This is a genomic window from Paraburkholderia piptadeniae, assembly GCF_900007165.1.
Taxonomy (GTDB): domain Bacteria; phylum Pseudomonadota; class Gammaproteobacteria; order Burkholderiales; family Burkholderiaceae; genus Paraburkholderia; species Paraburkholderia piptadeniae.
In genome coordinates this window covers 165,017-181,026 of sequence record NZ_CYGY02000035.1, presented here as the reverse complement: position 1 = coordinate 181,026, position 16,010 = coordinate 165,017, and the positions used below count along the sequence as shown (strand labels likewise).

Here is a 16,010-nt window from a genome sequence, read left to right as displayed (position 1 = left end):
TTTCCGGGGACCCAATGTTTGGTCGATTCATGCCCACCGAGGGCAAATTTTTTGAAATTTTCAACGCTCACGCGAAGCACATCGTCTCGGGTAGCCGGGAACTCGAACTCCTGATCGATAACCTCGGCGACGCCGAGATCCACAAGCAAAACGTGCAGACGGCCGAGAAAGCGGCCGACAAACTGACGCACGAATGCGTCGATCTGCTCCATAAGACTTTTATCACGCCGCTCGACCGCGACGAGATTCACAAGCTGATCACCACGATGGACGACATCCTCGACCTGATGGAGGACGTCGCCACGGCCATTTCGCTGTATGACGTGCAGGCCGTCACGTCGGAGGCGAGCCAGCTCGCACACATCTCGACGGCGACCTGCGAGCGCGTGCAGGCGGCCGTCGGCATGCTGTCGGACATGAAGCAGGCGCGCGAAATCCTGAAGGCCTGCGAAGACATCGACCGTCTGGAATCGGAAGCCGACCGCGTGCTGCGCTCGGCGATGTCGAAGCTTTTCCGTGAAGAAGACGACGTCAAGACGCTGATCAAACTGAAGGCGATCTACGAGTTGCTCGAGTCGATCACCGACAAGTGCGAGGACGTGGCGAACATCATCGAAGGCATCGTGCTGGAAAACGCGTAATGCATTCGATACAACTCGCCATCTGGGCGGTCGCGACGCTCGTCGTCGTCGCGCTCGTCTTCGACTTCATGAACGGCTTTCACGACGCGGCGAACTCGATCGCCACCGTGGTCTCGACGGGCGTGCTGAAACCGCAACAGGCCGTCGCGTTCGCGGCCGCGTTCAACGTCATCGCCTATTTCATCTTTCACCTGAAAGTCGCGCAGACGGTCGGCAAGGGCACGATCGATCCCGCGATCGTCGATCACTACGTCGTGTTCGGCGCGCTGGTCGGCGCGATCGGGTGGAACATCGTCACGTGGTACTACGGCATTCCGTCGAGTTCGTCGCACGCGCTGATCGGCGGGCTGGTCGGCTCGGCGCTCGCGAAATCGGGCTGGGGCGCGCTCAACTGGGACGGGCTGCTCAAGACCATCACGTTCATCATCTTGTCGCCGCTGCTTGGCTTCGTGCTCGGCTCGTTCTTCATGCTGATGGTGTCGTGGCTCTATTTCCGCACGCCGCCCAGCAAGGTCGACCGGCGTTTCCGCCGTCTGCAGCTACTGTCGGCGGGGCTCTACAGCCTCGGCCACGGCGGCAACGACGCGCAGAAGACGATCGGCATCATCTGGATGCTGCTGATCGCAACGGGCTACGCATCGGCGACGGGCGACGCGCCGCCGCTGTGGGTGATCGGCGCGTGCTATCTGTCGATGGGTCTCGGCACGCTGTTCGGCGGCTGGCGCATCGTCCGGACGATGGGCCAGAAGATCACGAAGCTCAAGCCCGTCGGTGGCTTTTGCGCGGAGGCGGGTGGTGCGATCACGCTGTTTCTCGCTTCGTTCCTCGGCATTCCCGTTTCAACCACGCATACGATCACGGGCGCGATCGTCGGCGTCGGCGCGACGCAGAAGCTGTCGGCCGTGCGCTGGGGCGTGGCGGGCAATATCGTCTGGGCATGGGTGCTGACGATTCCGGCGTCGGCCGTGCTCGCGGCGGCCGGCTGGTGGCTCGGCCATCGTTTCCTGTAAGCCTTCACACAAGGCAATGCGCGCCGCGTTTAGATCAGCGGCGCGCTGCCACCATCCATCGGGACGATCGCGCCTGTCACATAGCTCGCGCGGCGGCTCGCCAGAAAGAGCACAACGTCAGCAATTTCCTCCGGCTTCGCAAAGCGCCCGAGCGGCACGCGCGCTTCGCCGCGCGACAGCGCCTCGGCGGGCTGGATGCCTTCGCGCGACGCTTCCAGTTTCAGCGCTTCCTCGACGCGGTCTGTCAGCGTCGCGCCCGGATTGATCGCGTTGATGCGTATGCCGTAGCGCGCGTAATAGTGCGCGAGGCCGACGGTAGCGAGCATCAGCGCCGCGTTCGCCGCGCCGCCGGCGATGTGAATGTCGCTCGCGATCTTGCCGCCCATGCCGATGATATTGACGATCGTGCCAGGCTCTTTCGCCGCGCCGGATTTCACGCGTTCGGCCATGCGCTTCAGCACTTCCTGCTGCGGGTAGATGTAAGGGAAGTATTTGGCTTCCATCGTTGCCTTGAACGCGTCGGCGTCGAGCGTTTCGGGATCGTAGCGGCGCGCGGCGCCCGCGCTGTTGACCAGAATGTCGATCGGGCCGACGGCGCTCGTCGCTTCGTCGACGACATCGATGGCACTGTGCGGTTCGTGCAGGTCGGCGCGCGTCAGGTGGATGTGCAGCCCTTCGCTCGCAAGCTGCTCGCGGGCGCGGGCGAGATTGGCCGGATCGCGAGAAACGATCGCGACTTTCGCGCCCTCCATCGCGAACGCGCGCGCGCATGCGAGACCAATGCCCTTGCTGCCGCCCGTTACCAGGACCACTTTGTCTTTGAGTCCGAGATCCATCGTCGCCACCCGCCATCAGAGGAATATCGGGAACGATAGCAGAGGTGCGGCCGGGCTGGTGGCCAATCGGCCGGCGGGGCGGCTTTGTCGCAGTGTGGGATTCGCGATGAATCGTGCGTGTGCGGCGGCTGGTGGGCGTCGGCCCGACACGCATTCAAAAGTGATCAGTAGCTGTCGTTGGCGAAGCCCGCGATCGGGTCGTCGTTCGTGCGGGTCGTGGCGGGAATGGGACGCGAAGCCGTCGACGCGCGCATGATCTGCACGCCGCCCGAATCCGTCGATGGCTGCGTCTCGCGGGCCTGACGGGCCTGGCGTGCCGCGACGGTGGCGGGCGGAGGCGGCTCGTAGGCATCGGCGGCGGCGTCGATCGCGTCGGGAGCTTGCGCGTCGGCGGGCGACGGCGAAGCGGCAACAGCCGGCGATACCGCGCCCGCAGCGCGCGCCTGCATCCGCGCGGCGCTCAGCCCCGGGGGCGGCGGTTCGAATGGATCGGCGGAAGCGGCGGCCGTCGTGCTCACGGACGCCGAGGGCCGCTGGACCGATTGCGCGGCATACGTGTTGCCTTGCTTGTATCCATTGGCAGTCGAGGCGTTGGCGCTCGCTGGTTCACGCTGCGTGCCGGCGGTGTCGTAAGTCGCCGCCGGTTTCGGTGGCGCGACAGTCGCAACGGCGGGCGCAGTGGGCGCAGGCGCCGCCGCCTGATAGCTCGGCTTGTCGAACGGCGTCGTCGGCTTGCTCAACGCCGGCGCGACACGCCGTATGCCGTCGAACCGCTTCGCCCAGTACGGATTGGTCAGATAGTCGAGCCGCACGGTCCCGCCCGTCGACGGCGCGTTCACGAAGCGCAGCTTGCCGACATAGATCCCGACGTGCGAATGCGGCCGCCCCGTCGTGTTGAAGAAAATCAGGTCGCCGGGCGCGATCTCATCCGGTTCGACGGATTCGCCTCGCGAGCTCATGTCGGCCGTCGTGCGCGGCAGATTCACGGATGCCGCGCGCTGCACCACATAGTGGACGAGACCGCTGCAATCGAAGCCGCTGTCGGGCGTATTGCCGCCCCAGCGGTACGGCACGCCCACGAGGCCCATCGCCTGAATCGAAATTTCCTCGCGTCCGATGCTGTGATCGACGAAATGGGGGAGGCCCGGCGGCGTGGTCCGATACGCATCGCCGGACGACGCATACGACCCGCCCGGGCCGCGCGCGGTCTTCTGCGGCGCGCCCGAGCAGGCGGCCAGCAGGGCGACGATGAGCAGTGACAGCGCGAGGCGGAGCATGAAAGCGGAGCCGGGCGAAGACGCCCGGCAATGGCCGACGATGCCCGATGGTAGCCCTTGCTGCGGGCCTCCCGCAAGAATTGTTGAGAAATGACTTGAAGTTTTCGCGCTAAATGTTGCGTCGCGCGGACGGCACGCGCGCATATTGCCCAACATTCGGGGATGCAACGCGATAACCCGCGCAGGCAACGCGCACAGAAAAGGAAAGAAAAAGCCGCTTCCGGCGATAACCGGAAGCGGCTTCGAAAGCGGCTTTAACCCTGCGGCTTCGAAATCCAGCGAAGCGCGTCAGAGAATATCGGAGGCGTAGTCGGCGAGCCGCGAGCGCTCGCCGCGCGCGAGCGTCACGTGGCCGCTGTGCGCCCAGCCCTTGAAGCGGTCGACGACATACGTGAGGCCCGAGCTGCCTTCCGTCAGATACGGCGTATCGATCTGAGCGATGTTGCCGAGGCAGATGATCTTCGTGCCCGGACCCGCGCGCGTGACGAGCGTTTTCATCTGCTTGGGCGTCAGGTTCTGCGCCTCGTCGATGATCAGATACTTGTCGACGAACGTGCGTCCGCGCATGAAGTTCATGCTCTTGATCTTCAGGCGCGAGCGGATCAGCTCCTGTGTGGCCGCGCGGCCCCATTCGCCTGCCGCGTCGTCGGTCTTCTGCAGCACTTCGAGGTTGTCGTCGAATGCGCCCATCCACGGCTGCATCTTTTCCTCTTCGGTGCCGGGCAGGAAACCGATGTCTTCGCCGACGGGCACCGTCGCGCGCGTCACGATGATCTCGTTGTAGCGCTTGTCGTCGAGCACTTGCGCGAGACCCGCCGCCAGCGCGACCAGCGTCTTGCCCGTGCCGGCCTGGCCGAGCAGCGTGACGAAGTCGATTTCCGGGTTCATCAGCAGGTTCAGCGCGAAGTTCTGCTCGCGGTTGCGCGCCGTGATGCCCCACACGTTGTTCTTGTGGTGGCCGTAGTCGCGCAGCGTCTGCAAGAGCGCCGTCTTGCCGTTCAGTTCGCGCACGAGCGCGTGGAACGCCGGCTCGCCGTTCTGCGGCTCCAGATAGACGAACTCGTTGACGAGCATGGACGCGCACAGCGGACCCGTCACGCGGTAGTACGTGGTGCCCGTCTTCGTGTCCTGCCAGCTTTCCATGCCCTTCGCGTGCTTCGTCCAGAAGTCCTGCGGCAGCTGACGGATGCCCGAGTAGAGCAGGTCCTTGTCTTCGAGAACCTGGTCGTTGAAGTAGTCTTCAGCGGGCAGGCCGAGCGCGTGCGCCTTGATGCGCATGTTGATGTCTTTCGACACCAGCACGACCTGGCGGTCTTGCCGGTCGCGCTGCAGCGCGCGCACGACGCCGAGGATCTGGTTGTCGGCCTTGCCTTGCGGCAGGCCTTCGACGGGCTCGATGTCCGTGAGCTTGGTCTGGAAATACAGCCGTCCCAACGCTTCGAGGCTGCCCAGGCGCGCGAGGGGGATGCCTTCCGCCATCTCGCCCGCGTTCGCGACGAGCGAATCCAGCGTGCGGCTCACCTGGCGCGCGTTGCGCGCGACTTCCGACATCCCCTTCTTGTGATTGTCGAGTTCCTCCAACGTCATCATGGGCAGATAGACGTCGTGTTCCTCGAAGCGGAAGAGGCACGTCGGGTCGTGCATCAGCACGTTGGTATCGAGCACGAACAGCTTGCGAACCTCGGCTTCCGCGCCACGCGTCGAGCGTTTTTTCGTGCCGGCGCGCGTCGGCGTGGCGGGCGCGGCGGTTTCCGCTTCGGCTTCGGCGGAACCCTTGCCGCGGCGCGCGACGACGGGCGCGATCGCCTCGTCTTCGGCGGACACGGACGGCACCGGCTGCAGCAACGCGGCCGTCTGCTTCGCCTTGCGGCTGCGCGACGGCGCGGCCTCGGGCAACGCGGAGGCGGACGACGTGGCGATCGGCGGGACGGGACGCAGGGTGGTCGCGGCGTTGGCGGCGTGCGTCATCGGTGTGGCGACATTGGCGCGGCCGAATTCGGCCGATGCGGCTTGCTCCCCTTCATGCGCCTGTTTTCGAGCAGGTTTGGCAGGCTTGGCCTTGTATTCATCAGGCGGCAACAGATTGCCGAGCTTGCTGGGTGGGGTAGGCAAAGGCATGGTTTCCCTCAAGTAAAGCGGGTCACAGTTCTTCGCCGCCTGCCGCAAACTGTCGTGCGTCGTGTGCTCGCAATTTGCGTCCGGTGGCGCGTGTCGGATTAGTAATGCCGGTTCGCCTGGTTTTCGATCGGCTCCTTGACGAAAGTGCGCTGCGAACGCCGCGAACTGATGCGCGCAATTAAAAAAGCCGCCGCCCCGGCAAACGGGGCAAGCGGCTCGACTTGGGTGATCGCATCACGCCTGATGACTCGCCTCCTTGCCGTGCCGTCAGCGACGACAAAGACGCGATCTGCAGCGCAACTGCGCGAAAAATTAGATGAACAGGCACTCATTGCGGCCCAATATAACGCGCCTCAAAGCGCTTGTACAGCCTCCAGGATCTCGTCGACGTGACCCGGCACCTTCACGCCGCGCCATTCTCGGCGCAACACGCCTTCACCGTCGACGACGAATGTGGAGCGCTCAATACCCCGTACTTCTTTGCCATACATTTTCTTCATTTTCATGACGCCGAAGAGCGTGCACAGCGTTTCGTCAGGGTCCGATACCAAGGTAAACGGCAGTTCGAGCTTGGCCTTGAAGTTATCGTGCGAACGCACGCTGTCGCGCGACACGCCGACTATCTCCGCGCCCGCCTTCTTGAACTTCGGATACAGGTCGCGGAACTGCAGGCCTTCCGTCGTGCAGCCCGGCGTGTTGTCTTTCGGATAGAAATACACGACAACCTTCTTTCCGCGCAGGCTGGACAGCGTGAAGTCGCCACCCGTTGCGGGGGCGGTGAAGTCGGGTACGGGTTGATCGACTGCGATGGGCACGTGGTCCTCCGGTTGTTATCGTGATCGGCAGCCGCGATGGCGGTCTGCCTGAACGCTTTGTTCTGGGTTGCTTGGGTGCTTCGGGGCGGCTCCCGGACAGGAGCGCTGCGGCCCGACGTGCCGGCTGCTGCTGGCTTGTAAGACGGGCTCGCAAACGGGTGCGCAATCGGCAGACGACAAACGTGCGCGCGTCGTCGCATCGCTAGTCGGGCTGAACGATCAGCTCGCCGGAGCGGCCCGGGATCTCGCCCCACGTCACAGGGTACGACGGCAGTGTGTCACGGTCTAGCGCGGCGTGATAATCGCCCATCGTCGCGAACGTGTGGCCTTGCGCGCGCCAGCCGGCGAGCAGTTGCTCGAACACGGGCGCGAGCTTCTGGCCTTCGAGTTCCGCGTGCAGCGTGAACACCTGATCATGCGGATTGTTCTCGGTGCGCTTGAGCAGCCACGCGGCGACGTTGTCCGTGTCGATGCCGTCGATGCCCAGCACTTCGTCGAGCGTCGGCAGCGTGGTCGGCATCTGCACATGCGAGAGCGTGCGGCCGCCGACGACCGGGAAGTACGGCGTATGTCCGCGCCCATCGGACGCGTAGTGCATGCCCCATGCGTCGATCTGCTCGAACGCGTGGCCGTTCATCTGCCAGCCGGCCGCGCCGTGCGTGACGGGCGGCATGCCGAAGATGTCGACGAAACGGTCGTGGCTCTTCTGCATCTGCGCGACGGTCCAGTCGCGCGGACGCGAGCGCACGTTGTCCTGCCAGTAGACGTGATCCCACGTATGGATGCCGCATTCGAAGCCGGCTTCGTGGATCGCGCGCATCTCCGAGCGGGCGCGCGCGCCGATGTCCGGTCCGGGCAAGAGCACGCCGTACATCAGTTGCTTCACGCCATAGTGCTCGACGACGGACGTGCGCGACACCTTCTTCAGAAAGCCCGGCCGCAGCACGCGCCGCATCGCCCAGCCGGTGTGGTCGGGGCCGAGGCTGAAGAGGAATGTGGCGCGCGCCTTGTAGCGGTCGAAGATGCGCGCGAGATTCGGCACGCCTTCACGCGTGCCGCGCAGCGTATCGACGTCGATCTTCAGGACGATCAAGGCCAAGAGCGGCAGCCCTTACTGTTGTTCGACGAGCGCGCGAGCCTCGGCGACATGGCCGCGGTACGCTTCGAAAATCTTGCGCAGTGCTTCGTCGAACGTCGACTTCGGCGCCCAGCCGAGTTCCTGCATCGTGTTGTCGATCTTCGGCACGCGGTTCTGCACGTCCTGATAGCCCGCGCCGTAGTACGCACCCGACGACGTCTCGACGAGCTGCACCTTCTTCGCCGACTCCGCGTACTCGGAGAATTCGGCCGCGAGCGCGAGCATCTTGTGCGCGAGCTCGCGCACCGAGAAGTTGTTCTTCGGATTGCCGATGTTATAGATCTTGCCCGTCGCGACGCCGTTCTTGTTCTCGATGATCTTCATCAGCGCGCTGATGCCGTCGTCGATATCGGTGAACGCGCGCTTCTGCGCGCCGCCGTCGACGAGGCTGATGTTCTCGCCGCGCACGATGTGGCCGAGGAACTGCGTGACCACGCGCGAGCTGCCTTCCTTCGGCGTGTAGATCGAGTCGAGGCCCGGGCCGATCCAGTTGAACGGACGGAACAGCGTGAAGTTGAGGCCTTCCATGCCGTAACCCCAGATCACGCGGTCCATCAGCTGCTTCGAGCACGCGTAGATCCAGCGCGGCTTGTTGATCGGGCCGTAGGTGAGCGCGGATGCGTCCGGATCGAACTGCTCGTCCGCGCACATGCCATAGACTTCGGACGTCGACGGGAACACGAGGTGCTTGCCGTACTTCACGGCCGAACGCACGATGGGCAGGTTCGCCTCGAAGTCGAGCTCGAACACGCGCAGCGGCTGCTGCACATACGTTGCGGGCGTGGCGATGGCGACGAGCGGCAGGATCACGTCGCACTTCTTCACGTGATACTCGACCCACTCCTTGTTGATCGTGATGTCACCCTCGAAGAAGTGCATACGCTCGTGGTTGACGAGATCGCCGAGGCGCTCCGTCTGCATGTCCATGCCGAACACTTCCCAGTCGGTCGTTTCGAGAATGCGCTTGGACAGGTGATGGCCGATGAAGCCGTTCACGCCCAGAATCAGGACTTTTTTCATGCGTTACGGGAAGATTGAGTGAGCTGGGTGAATTCGGCGGGGGAGACGACGCGCTCTTTGCCGTCGCGCTGATGCCGCAATTCGTGGATGGCGATGACGCGGCCGTCGCCGCATGTCGCAAAAAAGACATTATCGCCTACGTGGACGCCGGGCGGCAAATCCGCGCCGGCCGCGCCGGGCTGAGCCAGCCGCGCCCGCGCAATGACGAACCGCTCGCCGTCGATGTCCGTGAACGCGCCCGGATACGGCGGCGCGACGGCGCGAATCAGGTTGTAGACCTGCTGGCCGCTCTGGCTGAAGTCGATGCGCCCGTCTTCGGGCTTGCGTCCGCCGAAATAGCTGCCGTGTGCGAGGTCGTTCGGCAGATGCGGCGCTTCGCCCGCGAGCAGAGCGGGTAGCGCGCGCCACAGCGTCTGCTCGGCGGCGACCGTCACCTTATCGAACACCTGCGCGGCCGTGTCGTCGGGCAGGATCGGGACGGGCGTCTGCGCAATGATCGCGCCCGCGTCGGGCTTCGCGCCCATTTCGTGCAGCGTCGCGCCCGTTTCGGTTTCGCCGTTGAGCACGGCCCAGTTGGTCGGCACGCGTCCGCGATATTTCGGCAGCAGCGACCCGTGCACGTTGTACGCGCCGCGCGGCGCGACGGCGAGCAGATCGACGGGCAGCATGTGCCGGTAGTAGAACGAGAAGATGAAGTCGGGCTGCGCGTTGACGACGAGCGAGCGCAACTCCGGACTCTTCGGATCGGCGGGCGTCACGACGGGAATGCCGTGCCCGGCGGCGACAGACGCCACGCTGCCGAACCAGATGTTCTCGGTCGGATTGTCTTCGTGCGTGACGACGAGCGTGACGTCGACGCCGCGCGCGAGCAGCACCTGCAGGCAGCGCACGCCGACGTTGTGGTAAGCGAATACGACGGCGCGCGGCTTCATTTGCTCGGCCCCTGATCGGCGCTGATGGCTTGCGGCGAGTGCGTCGACTGCCCGTCGTGCATGCCTTGCGCACCCTGTCCGGCCGGCTGGCGAGGCTGCGGCGGCATGGGGTCGCCTTCGCGCTGCTCGAGAATGGTCTGCACCAGATAGCGCGGACGCGCGCGCACCTGCTGATAGATTCGCCCGATGTATTCGCCGAGCAGGCCGAGCGCGAAGATGATCACGCCGAGCATGAAGAACGTGATCGCGAAGAGCGTGAACACGCCTTGCACTTCCGCGCCGATGATGAAGCGGCGAATCAGCAGCAGCACGAAGAGGCCCGCCGAGCCCATCGACAGGATCACGCCGATGAACGACAGCCATTGCAGCGGCACGACCGAGAAGCCCGTGACGAGGTCGAAATTCAAGCGGATCAGGCTGTAGAACGAATACTTCGATTCGCCCGCAAAGCGCTCTTCGTGCGCGACTTCGATCTCGACAGGATTCTGCGCGAACGTGTACGCGAGCGCGGGAATGAACGTGTTGATTTCGCCGCAGCGGTTGATCGTGTCGATGATGTGGCGGCTGTACGCGCGCAGCATGCAGCCCTGGTCGGTCATCTTGATACGCGTGATGCGCTCGCGCAGGCGGTTCATCGCGAGCGACGCCTTGCGCCTCCAAAGGCTGTCCTGGCGCTGCATGCGAATGGTGCCGACATAGTCGAAGCCTTCGCGCATCTTTGCGCACAGCTTGCCGATTTCCTCAGGCGGATTCTGCAGGTCGGCATCGAGCGTGACCACGATCTCGCCGCGCGACTGCTCGAAGCCCGCGAGAATCGCCATGTGCTGTCCGTAGTTGCCATTCAGCAGAATCACCCGCGTCGTGTCGGGACGGGCCCGGAACTGCTCCGCGAGCAGCGCCGCCGACCGGTCGCGGCTGCCGTCGTTGATGAAGATCACCTCGTAGCTCGTGCCGAGCGCGTCGAGCGCAGGGTACAGGCGCGAGAAGAGGGCACCGAGTCCCGCCTCCTCGTTGTACACGGGGATGATGACCGAGACTTCGGGGGCGACCGGGCTTGGGTCCGTTTGATTCATTTCCGCTGGGTTTCCGCTTTATTGACCGTATTGTTGGCAAATCTCGTTCACCGCGCGGCACACGCGCTCGACATCGCCTTCCGTCATCTGCGTGAAGAGCGGCAGCGTGACCGTGCTCGCGCCATAGTGCTCCGCATGCGGGAACATGCCTTCCCTGAAGCCGCGCGCGCGGTACAGCGAGAACAGGTGGATGGCCGGGTAGTGCACGCCGGAGCCGATGCCGCGCTCCTTCAGTTGCTCCATGAAGCCGGCGCGGCCGATCGACAGGCGCGCGAGCGGCAGCGTGACGAGGAACATGTGCCAGTTGCTGTTCTCGAAGTCGGCGAGCGGCAGGCCCATGCCGAGCCTGACGGCCACGCCGCCTTCGAAGCCCGCGAAATAGGCGCGCGCGAGCGCGTGGCGCTGCGCGCGGAAGCGCTCGATGTGCGGCAGCTGGCCGAGGCCGACGCGCGCCGCGACGTCCGTCAGGTTGTACTTGCCGCCGAGCAGCTCGCAGTCCATGCCGTCGAAGCCCGTGCGCACGATGCCTTGCAGGCGGTACTTCTGCGCGAGCACGGCTTCCTCCTCGTTGTTCAGCACGAGCGCGCCACCTTCGATCGAGGTCAGGTTCTTGTTCGCGTGGAAGCTGAACGACACGATGTCGCCGAGCTTGCCGATGCGCTCGCCTTTCCACGTCGAGCCGAACGCCTGCGCCGCGTCTTCGATCACGCGCAGCTTGTGCGCGCGGGCGATCGCGTAGAGGCGGTCCATGTCGACGGGCAGGCCCGACAGGAAGACGGGAATGATCGCCTTCGTGCGCGGCGTGATCGCCTTTTCCATTAGGTCCAGATCGATGTTGCGCGTTTTCGGGTCGATATCGACGAACACGGGCGTCGCGCCGACCTCGATGATCACGTTGCTCGTCGCGACCCACGACGCCGGCGTCGTGATGACTTCGTCGCCGGCTCCGACGCCCGCGATGCGCAGGCCGATCTCCAGCGTCGCGGTGCCCGAGTTGAACGTGCGCACCGGGCGGCCGCCGCAGTATTCCGACAACGCCTTTTCGAACGCCTGGTTCTGCGGGCCCGTCGTAATCCAGCCGGAGCGGAGCACGTCGGCAACACCGCGGATCGTTTCTTCATCGATCTCGGGACGAACGAACGGCAGGAACGGAACGGATGACTCGGTCATGGATGGTTTTGCTCGACAAAAAAAGGGGCACGGTCTGACACAATACTGACAATCGGCTTAATTCAAGCTTAAACTGCCGCGCCTACGTTGATCGGTACCTCGATGCGGCGGCGATAATGTGCGACTTCTGCACCGATGTCCAGTACTCGAAACAATTCAAGAGACATTAGCAGACGGGAACGTGCTTGCCAGGGGATTATTCTGCGGCAGGGCAGCGTCGATAGCGCCGACGATGCCCATAACGCGCGATCGCGCCGCCTCGCCACACCTCATGCCCGCTGTGTCCCACGTCCGTCAACTGCGCGCGACGAGGAACACACCCACCAGGATCACGCCGATGCCGACGAGACGCTGCGCCGACAGCACTTCGCCGAACAGATACCACGCAGCAATCGCGTTTACAACATAGCCCAGCGACAGCATCGGATAGGCAATCGACACATCCACGCGCGACAGTCCGACGATCCACACGACGACGCTCAGCACGTAGCAGGCGAGCCCGCCGATGATGGGCAACTGCGTCGCGATCCTGAGCCCGATGGGGACGATGTTGGCGACGGTGAAATCGAAGTGGCCGACGGCGTTCGTGCCGGCCTTCAAAAGCAGCTGGGCCGTCGCGTTCAGCGCGACGCCCGCGAGGATGCAGAAGAGCGAAATCGGATTCATGGAATAGACGTTTGGGTGATGGAGGCGGTCAGGGCTGCTGCGCTCGCGGCGTTCATTGCGTTTGCTGCGGCGCGGAGGCCGCCGGCGCGGCACCGGATTGCGCAACGGCTGGCGCGGCGGCGCCTTGCTGCGCGCCCGCCTGTTCGGAGCCCGGCTTCTCGACGATCACGCGCCGGGCGTCGCGCGCGACGACGGTCATCGGCAAGTGTTGCGCGCTGAGTTCCTTGTAGCGGTCCGGCGACATCAGCGCCATCGCGTAGCGGTCGGCTTTCCAGCGCTCGATCCATTGCGGGATCGTCGGCACCCATTTTTGCGGTTCGACCGACACGCCGAACGCCAGTTCGTCCGCATGCTCGACCATGATCATCGTGTGGCCGATGTAGAACGGCACCGTGTGATCGAGCACGCCAACCGAGTAGAACGGCGTGTCGGCGGGCAGTTTCGCGAGTTCGGCCTTCACGCCCGGGGCGAGCGGCGCGCCCGACGACAGCCGGCCGAACGCGTCGTGCCCCGTGCCCGCGATCACGGCGAGCAGCACCCATCCGAAGCCGAAAACCGTGGCGGCGCCGAAGAGGCCCGCACCCGGAGTCCGCGCTGCGCCGTTCTGCGCACCCGCCTGCAAGACAGCGGACGAGCCGTTCGCGGCGCGTCGCGTGCGCCAGTTGAGCCAGATCGACGCTAGCGTGAGGACAAAGCCGACGGCGAGCGCCGCGAACACCCAGATGCGGAACTCGAGGTACAGCGCATTCGGGTTGCGCTTGTCGCCGAAATGACCGAGGAACACTGCGCCGAATCCGGCTGCGACGAGAAACACCGCGTAGCCCGTCAGGTGCCGGTGGAACTGCTCGCGCGTGACGAGGGGCAGATACAGGCCGATCACGAGCGCGATGGGAGGCGCGACGGGCAGCGTGTACGACAGCAGCTTCGAATGCGACGCGCTGAAGAACAGGAAGATGAAGACCGTCCAGACGAACAGCATCGTCACGGGCGAGAAGCCGTTCGCCTGGCGCGGCATGCGCAGCGCGTTGCGCACGCTCTGCACGCTCACCGACAGCCACGGCAGGAAGCCGACGATCAGCACGGGCACGAAGTAATAGAACGGGCCGGGACGGTTCTGCTCGGGCGTCAGATAGCGCCTGAACTGCTGGACGATGAAGAAGAAGTTGAAGAATTCGGGGTTGCGATCCTGCACGATCACGAACCATGGCGTGACGATCGCGAAGAAGACGATCAGGCCGCTCACGAGGTAGAGGCGCTTCCAGATCGCCCAGTCGCGCGAGATCAGCGCGTACAGCACGAGCACCGCGCCCGGCAGGATCAGGCCGATGAGCCCCTTCGACAGCACGGCGAGCGCCATCGACGCCCACACCACCCACATCCACAGCCGATGCTCTCGCGACGCGAGGCCTGGGCGCTGCGCGAGCAGCAAGCCGAAGAGCGTCAGCTCCATCCAGAACGACAGGCCCATGTCGAGCGTGTTGAAGTGGCCCATCAGGTTCCAGTACGGCGCGCTCGCGAGCACGAGGGCGGCGAACAGGCCCGTCGCGACGTTGAACACGCGGGCCCCCGTGTAGCCTATCAGCAGCACGCCCGCGAAGCCGGTGAGCGCGGTATAGAGACGCGCCTGCCACTCGCCGATGCCGAACCACGCGAACGACAGCGCATTCGCCCAGGTTTGCAGCGGCGGCTTCTCGAAGTACTTGTAGCCGTTGTAGCGTGGCGTGATCCAGTCGCCGGTGACGAACATCTCGCGCGCCATTTCGGCGTAGCGGCCTTCGTCGCTCGGCAGCAGATGGCGCCAGCCCAGCGGCACGAACCAGATCACAGCCAGCGTGAGCACGAGCAGCAGGACCGTCGTGCGATTGAGCGTCAGCCCGAACGGCTTGTCGTTCATGTGTTGTTCAACCCTTCTCGGCGCCGCTTGCGCGGCTTCGTTCTTATCTCGACCGGACGGGAGTCCGGTTGTTGCGGTGCGCCCGGCGAGCACGCGGTGCGCATCGCCCGGCCGGTGCGCCGTCGGGCGCCAGGTGGCGCGCGTTATCGGCACGCTATCGGCATGTTATCGGGCCCGTTGCGCGGAGCAGCCGCCGATTCTCCATCGGCGACGCTTACGACACCCTTATCCGGCAGCTTGCGGCAACCGCCCACTCCTGCTTGCGGGCAGGCCTTTGGCAGCGCGCGATGCGGCGCGGCTGCCATGACGCGCGCAGGCGCGCAGTGTACTTGATCCGCGTGACGCGCCGGCCAAAAGGTGCCGGGGTGCCGCGCGAAAACGCCGTTCCGCCCTCGGCCCAATGGGCCGCGAGCGCCGCTGCTAGCCTTCGATCAGCAGCGCGGCGGCGACCTTGCGGCCTTCCGCCATCAGAATGTTGTAGGTCCGGCAGGCGGCCTTGAAGTCCATCGTTTCGACGCCGATCCGCTGGGCCACGAGGGCGGCCGTGAGCCGCGGATGCGGAAAGCGAAGGCGCTCGCCGCTGCCGAAGATGACGACTTCCGGCGCCGGTTCGATCAAGAGCGCGAAGTGCTCGGGCGAGAGGGCCTCGAATGACGATACAGGCCAGCTCATGACGGGGCCTTCCGGCAGCACGATGATGCTGCCCGTATGACGTTCGAGATTGATTTCGACATAGTCGGCGCCGTAACCCGTGACGGTGTTCAGGGCGCCGCTTGCATCCTGGTGTAATTTCAAACTGGTTTTCCGTGGTCGTCGTAAGGCACGCACTGCGTGCGTCGTGTGTCGCGTTTCGACCGAAAGGCGCGACAACGGGTTCAATGCACGGGTTCAATGCGGGTTCGATGCCATGTGCGCGGGCATCATGGCCTTGCGTGGTGCATTGCGGAAGTTGGCCAATATCCGCTAAATTATAACTTTTTAGCCGCCCGGCGGCTCCCCTCGAGGTCCGCGCGCCGCCACAAGCCGCGCCCGCAAGGCTGGCGACTGCGCCCGCCGTCCACAGTGGGGTGCCCGGAACGCGCCGGCACAGGCGTCAACGAGACGCCCGCCCGCGCGTCGACTGGGGTGTCGACCGAGGCGTCCGAAGTGTCGGCAGTGCGCGCGAATCGCCAGCGAATGGCCAGCAAAGCGGCCAGCAAAATGCGAGCAACGCGCGAGCAACACGCGCCGTGCGCATGCCGTACGCGATGGCGCATCAGGCGGCATGCCCGCGCCCGCTCAGCCGCTCGATGGCCGTGCGCGCCGCGCCGCCCGCGTCCCGCACGATGTCCTGCACCGGTCCGCCGCCCGGCTGTGCAAACTCCGTCCTCATGGCTTGCCCGCTGCATGGGGCGCAGCTCAGTGGTCCCGCTCATTTACC

General features: G+C 65.0%; 14 protein-coding genes. 2 read left to right on the top strand and 12 right to left on the bottom strand.

Features of this window, described 5'->3' with window-relative positions:
- The first annotated feature begins 14 nt into the window (after positions 1 to 14).
- On the top strand, positions 15 to 641 hold the full coding sequence (locus tag BN2476_RS19725) for a DUF47 domain-containing protein (RefSeq protein WP_087735830.1): 627 nt from the start codon (positions 15 to 17) through the stop codon (positions 639 to 641).
- Positions 641 to 1,651 carry an inorganic phosphate transporter gene (locus BN2476_RS19720; protein ID WP_087735829.1) on the top strand — a complete coding sequence of 337 codons (1,011 nt, stop codon included), beginning with the start codon at positions 641 to 643 and terminating at the stop codon, positions 1,649 to 1,651. The genes BN2476_RS19725 and BN2476_RS19720 overlap by 1 nt, the downstream gene beginning before the upstream one ends.
- A 29-nt stretch (positions 1,652 to 1,680) precedes the next feature.
- Here the strand turns inward: BN2476_RS19720 and BN2476_RS19715 are convergent, their stop codons facing one another.
- From BN2476_RS19715 to BN2476_RS19660, 12 genes are all read right to left on the bottom strand, one after another.
- The gene (locus tag BN2476_RS19715) at positions 1,681 to 2,487 is read right to left on the bottom strand and encodes an SDR family NAD(P)-dependent oxidoreductase (RefSeq protein WP_087735828.1); all 807 of its coding nucleotides are present in this window, start codon (positions 2,485 to 2,487) and stop codon (positions 1,681 to 1,683) included.
- 164 nt (positions 2,488 to 2,651) lie between these two features.
- Positions 2,652 to 3,764 carry a C40 family peptidase gene (locus BN2476_RS19710; RefSeq protein WP_087735827.1) on the bottom strand — a complete coding sequence of 371 codons (1,113 nt, stop codon included), beginning with the start codon at positions 3,762 to 3,764 and terminating at the stop codon, positions 2,652 to 2,654.
- Positions 3,765 to 4,052: 288 nt separating this feature from the next.
- Positions 4,053 to 5,882 (bottom strand): PhoH family protein, encoded by a 1,830-nt coding sequence (locus tag BN2476_RS19705; RefSeq protein WP_087735826.1) that lies wholly within the window; start codon positions 5,880 to 5,882, stop codon positions 4,053 to 4,055.
- A 353-nt stretch (positions 5,883 to 6,235) separates the two neighbouring features.
- Positions 6,236 to 6,697 (bottom strand): peroxiredoxin, encoded by a 462-nt coding sequence (locus BN2476_RS19700; RefSeq protein ID WP_087735825.1) that lies wholly within the window; start codon positions 6,695 to 6,697, stop codon positions 6,236 to 6,238.
- 202 nt (positions 6,698 to 6,899) lie between these two features.
- Positions 6,900 to 7,796, bottom strand: a complete 897-nt coding sequence (locus tag BN2476_RS19695; RefSeq protein ID WP_087735824.1) for a polysaccharide deacetylase family protein — start codon at positions 7,794 to 7,796, stop codon at positions 6,900 to 6,902.
- Between the two features lie 12 nt (positions 7,797 to 7,808).
- Entirely contained in the window at positions 7,809 to 8,855 is a 1,047-nt protein-coding gene (locus BN2476_RS19690; RefSeq protein WP_087735823.1) for a bifunctional UDP-4-keto-pentose/UDP-xylose synthase, read from the bottom strand.
- The gene (locus BN2476_RS19685; RefSeq protein WP_087735822.1) at positions 8,852 to 9,787 is read right to left on the bottom strand and encodes a formyltransferase; all 936 of its coding nucleotides are present in this window, start codon (positions 9,785 to 9,787) and stop codon (positions 8,852 to 8,854) included. Before BN2476_RS19685 ends, BN2476_RS19690 begins: the two co-directional genes overlap by 4 nt.
- Positions 9,784 to 10,860 carry a glycosyltransferase gene (locus BN2476_RS19680; protein WP_235850885.1) on the bottom strand — a complete coding sequence of 359 codons (1,077 nt, stop codon included), beginning with the start codon at positions 10,858 to 10,860 and terminating at the stop codon, positions 9,784 to 9,786. The genes BN2476_RS19685 and BN2476_RS19680 overlap by 4 nt, the downstream gene beginning before the upstream one ends.
- Before the next feature lie 18 nt (positions 10,861 to 10,878).
- Positions 10,879 to 12,030, bottom strand: a complete 1,152-nt coding sequence (locus BN2476_RS19675) for a DegT/DnrJ/EryC1/StrS family aminotransferase (protein ID WP_087735821.1) — start codon at positions 12,028 to 12,030, stop codon at positions 10,879 to 10,881.
- 294 nt (positions 12,031 to 12,324) lie between these two features.
- Entirely contained in the window at positions 12,325 to 12,696 is a 372-nt protein-coding gene (locus BN2476_RS19670) for an SMR family transporter (protein ID WP_087735820.1), read from the bottom strand.
- A gap of 52 nt (positions 12,697 to 12,748) precedes the next feature.
- Positions 12,749 to 14,590 carry a glycosyltransferase family 39 protein gene (locus tag BN2476_RS19665; protein WP_087735819.1) on the bottom strand — a complete coding sequence of 614 codons (1,842 nt, stop codon included), beginning with the start codon at positions 14,588 to 14,590 and terminating at the stop codon, positions 12,749 to 12,751.
- Positions 14,591 to 15,010: 420 nt separating this feature from the next.
- Positions 15,011 to 15,385, bottom strand: coding sequence for an Mth938-like domain-containing protein (locus BN2476_RS19660; RefSeq protein ID WP_087735818.1), 375 nt, complete (start codon positions 15,383 to 15,385; stop codon positions 15,011 to 15,013).
- Positions 15,386 to 16,010 lie beyond the last annotated feature (625 nt).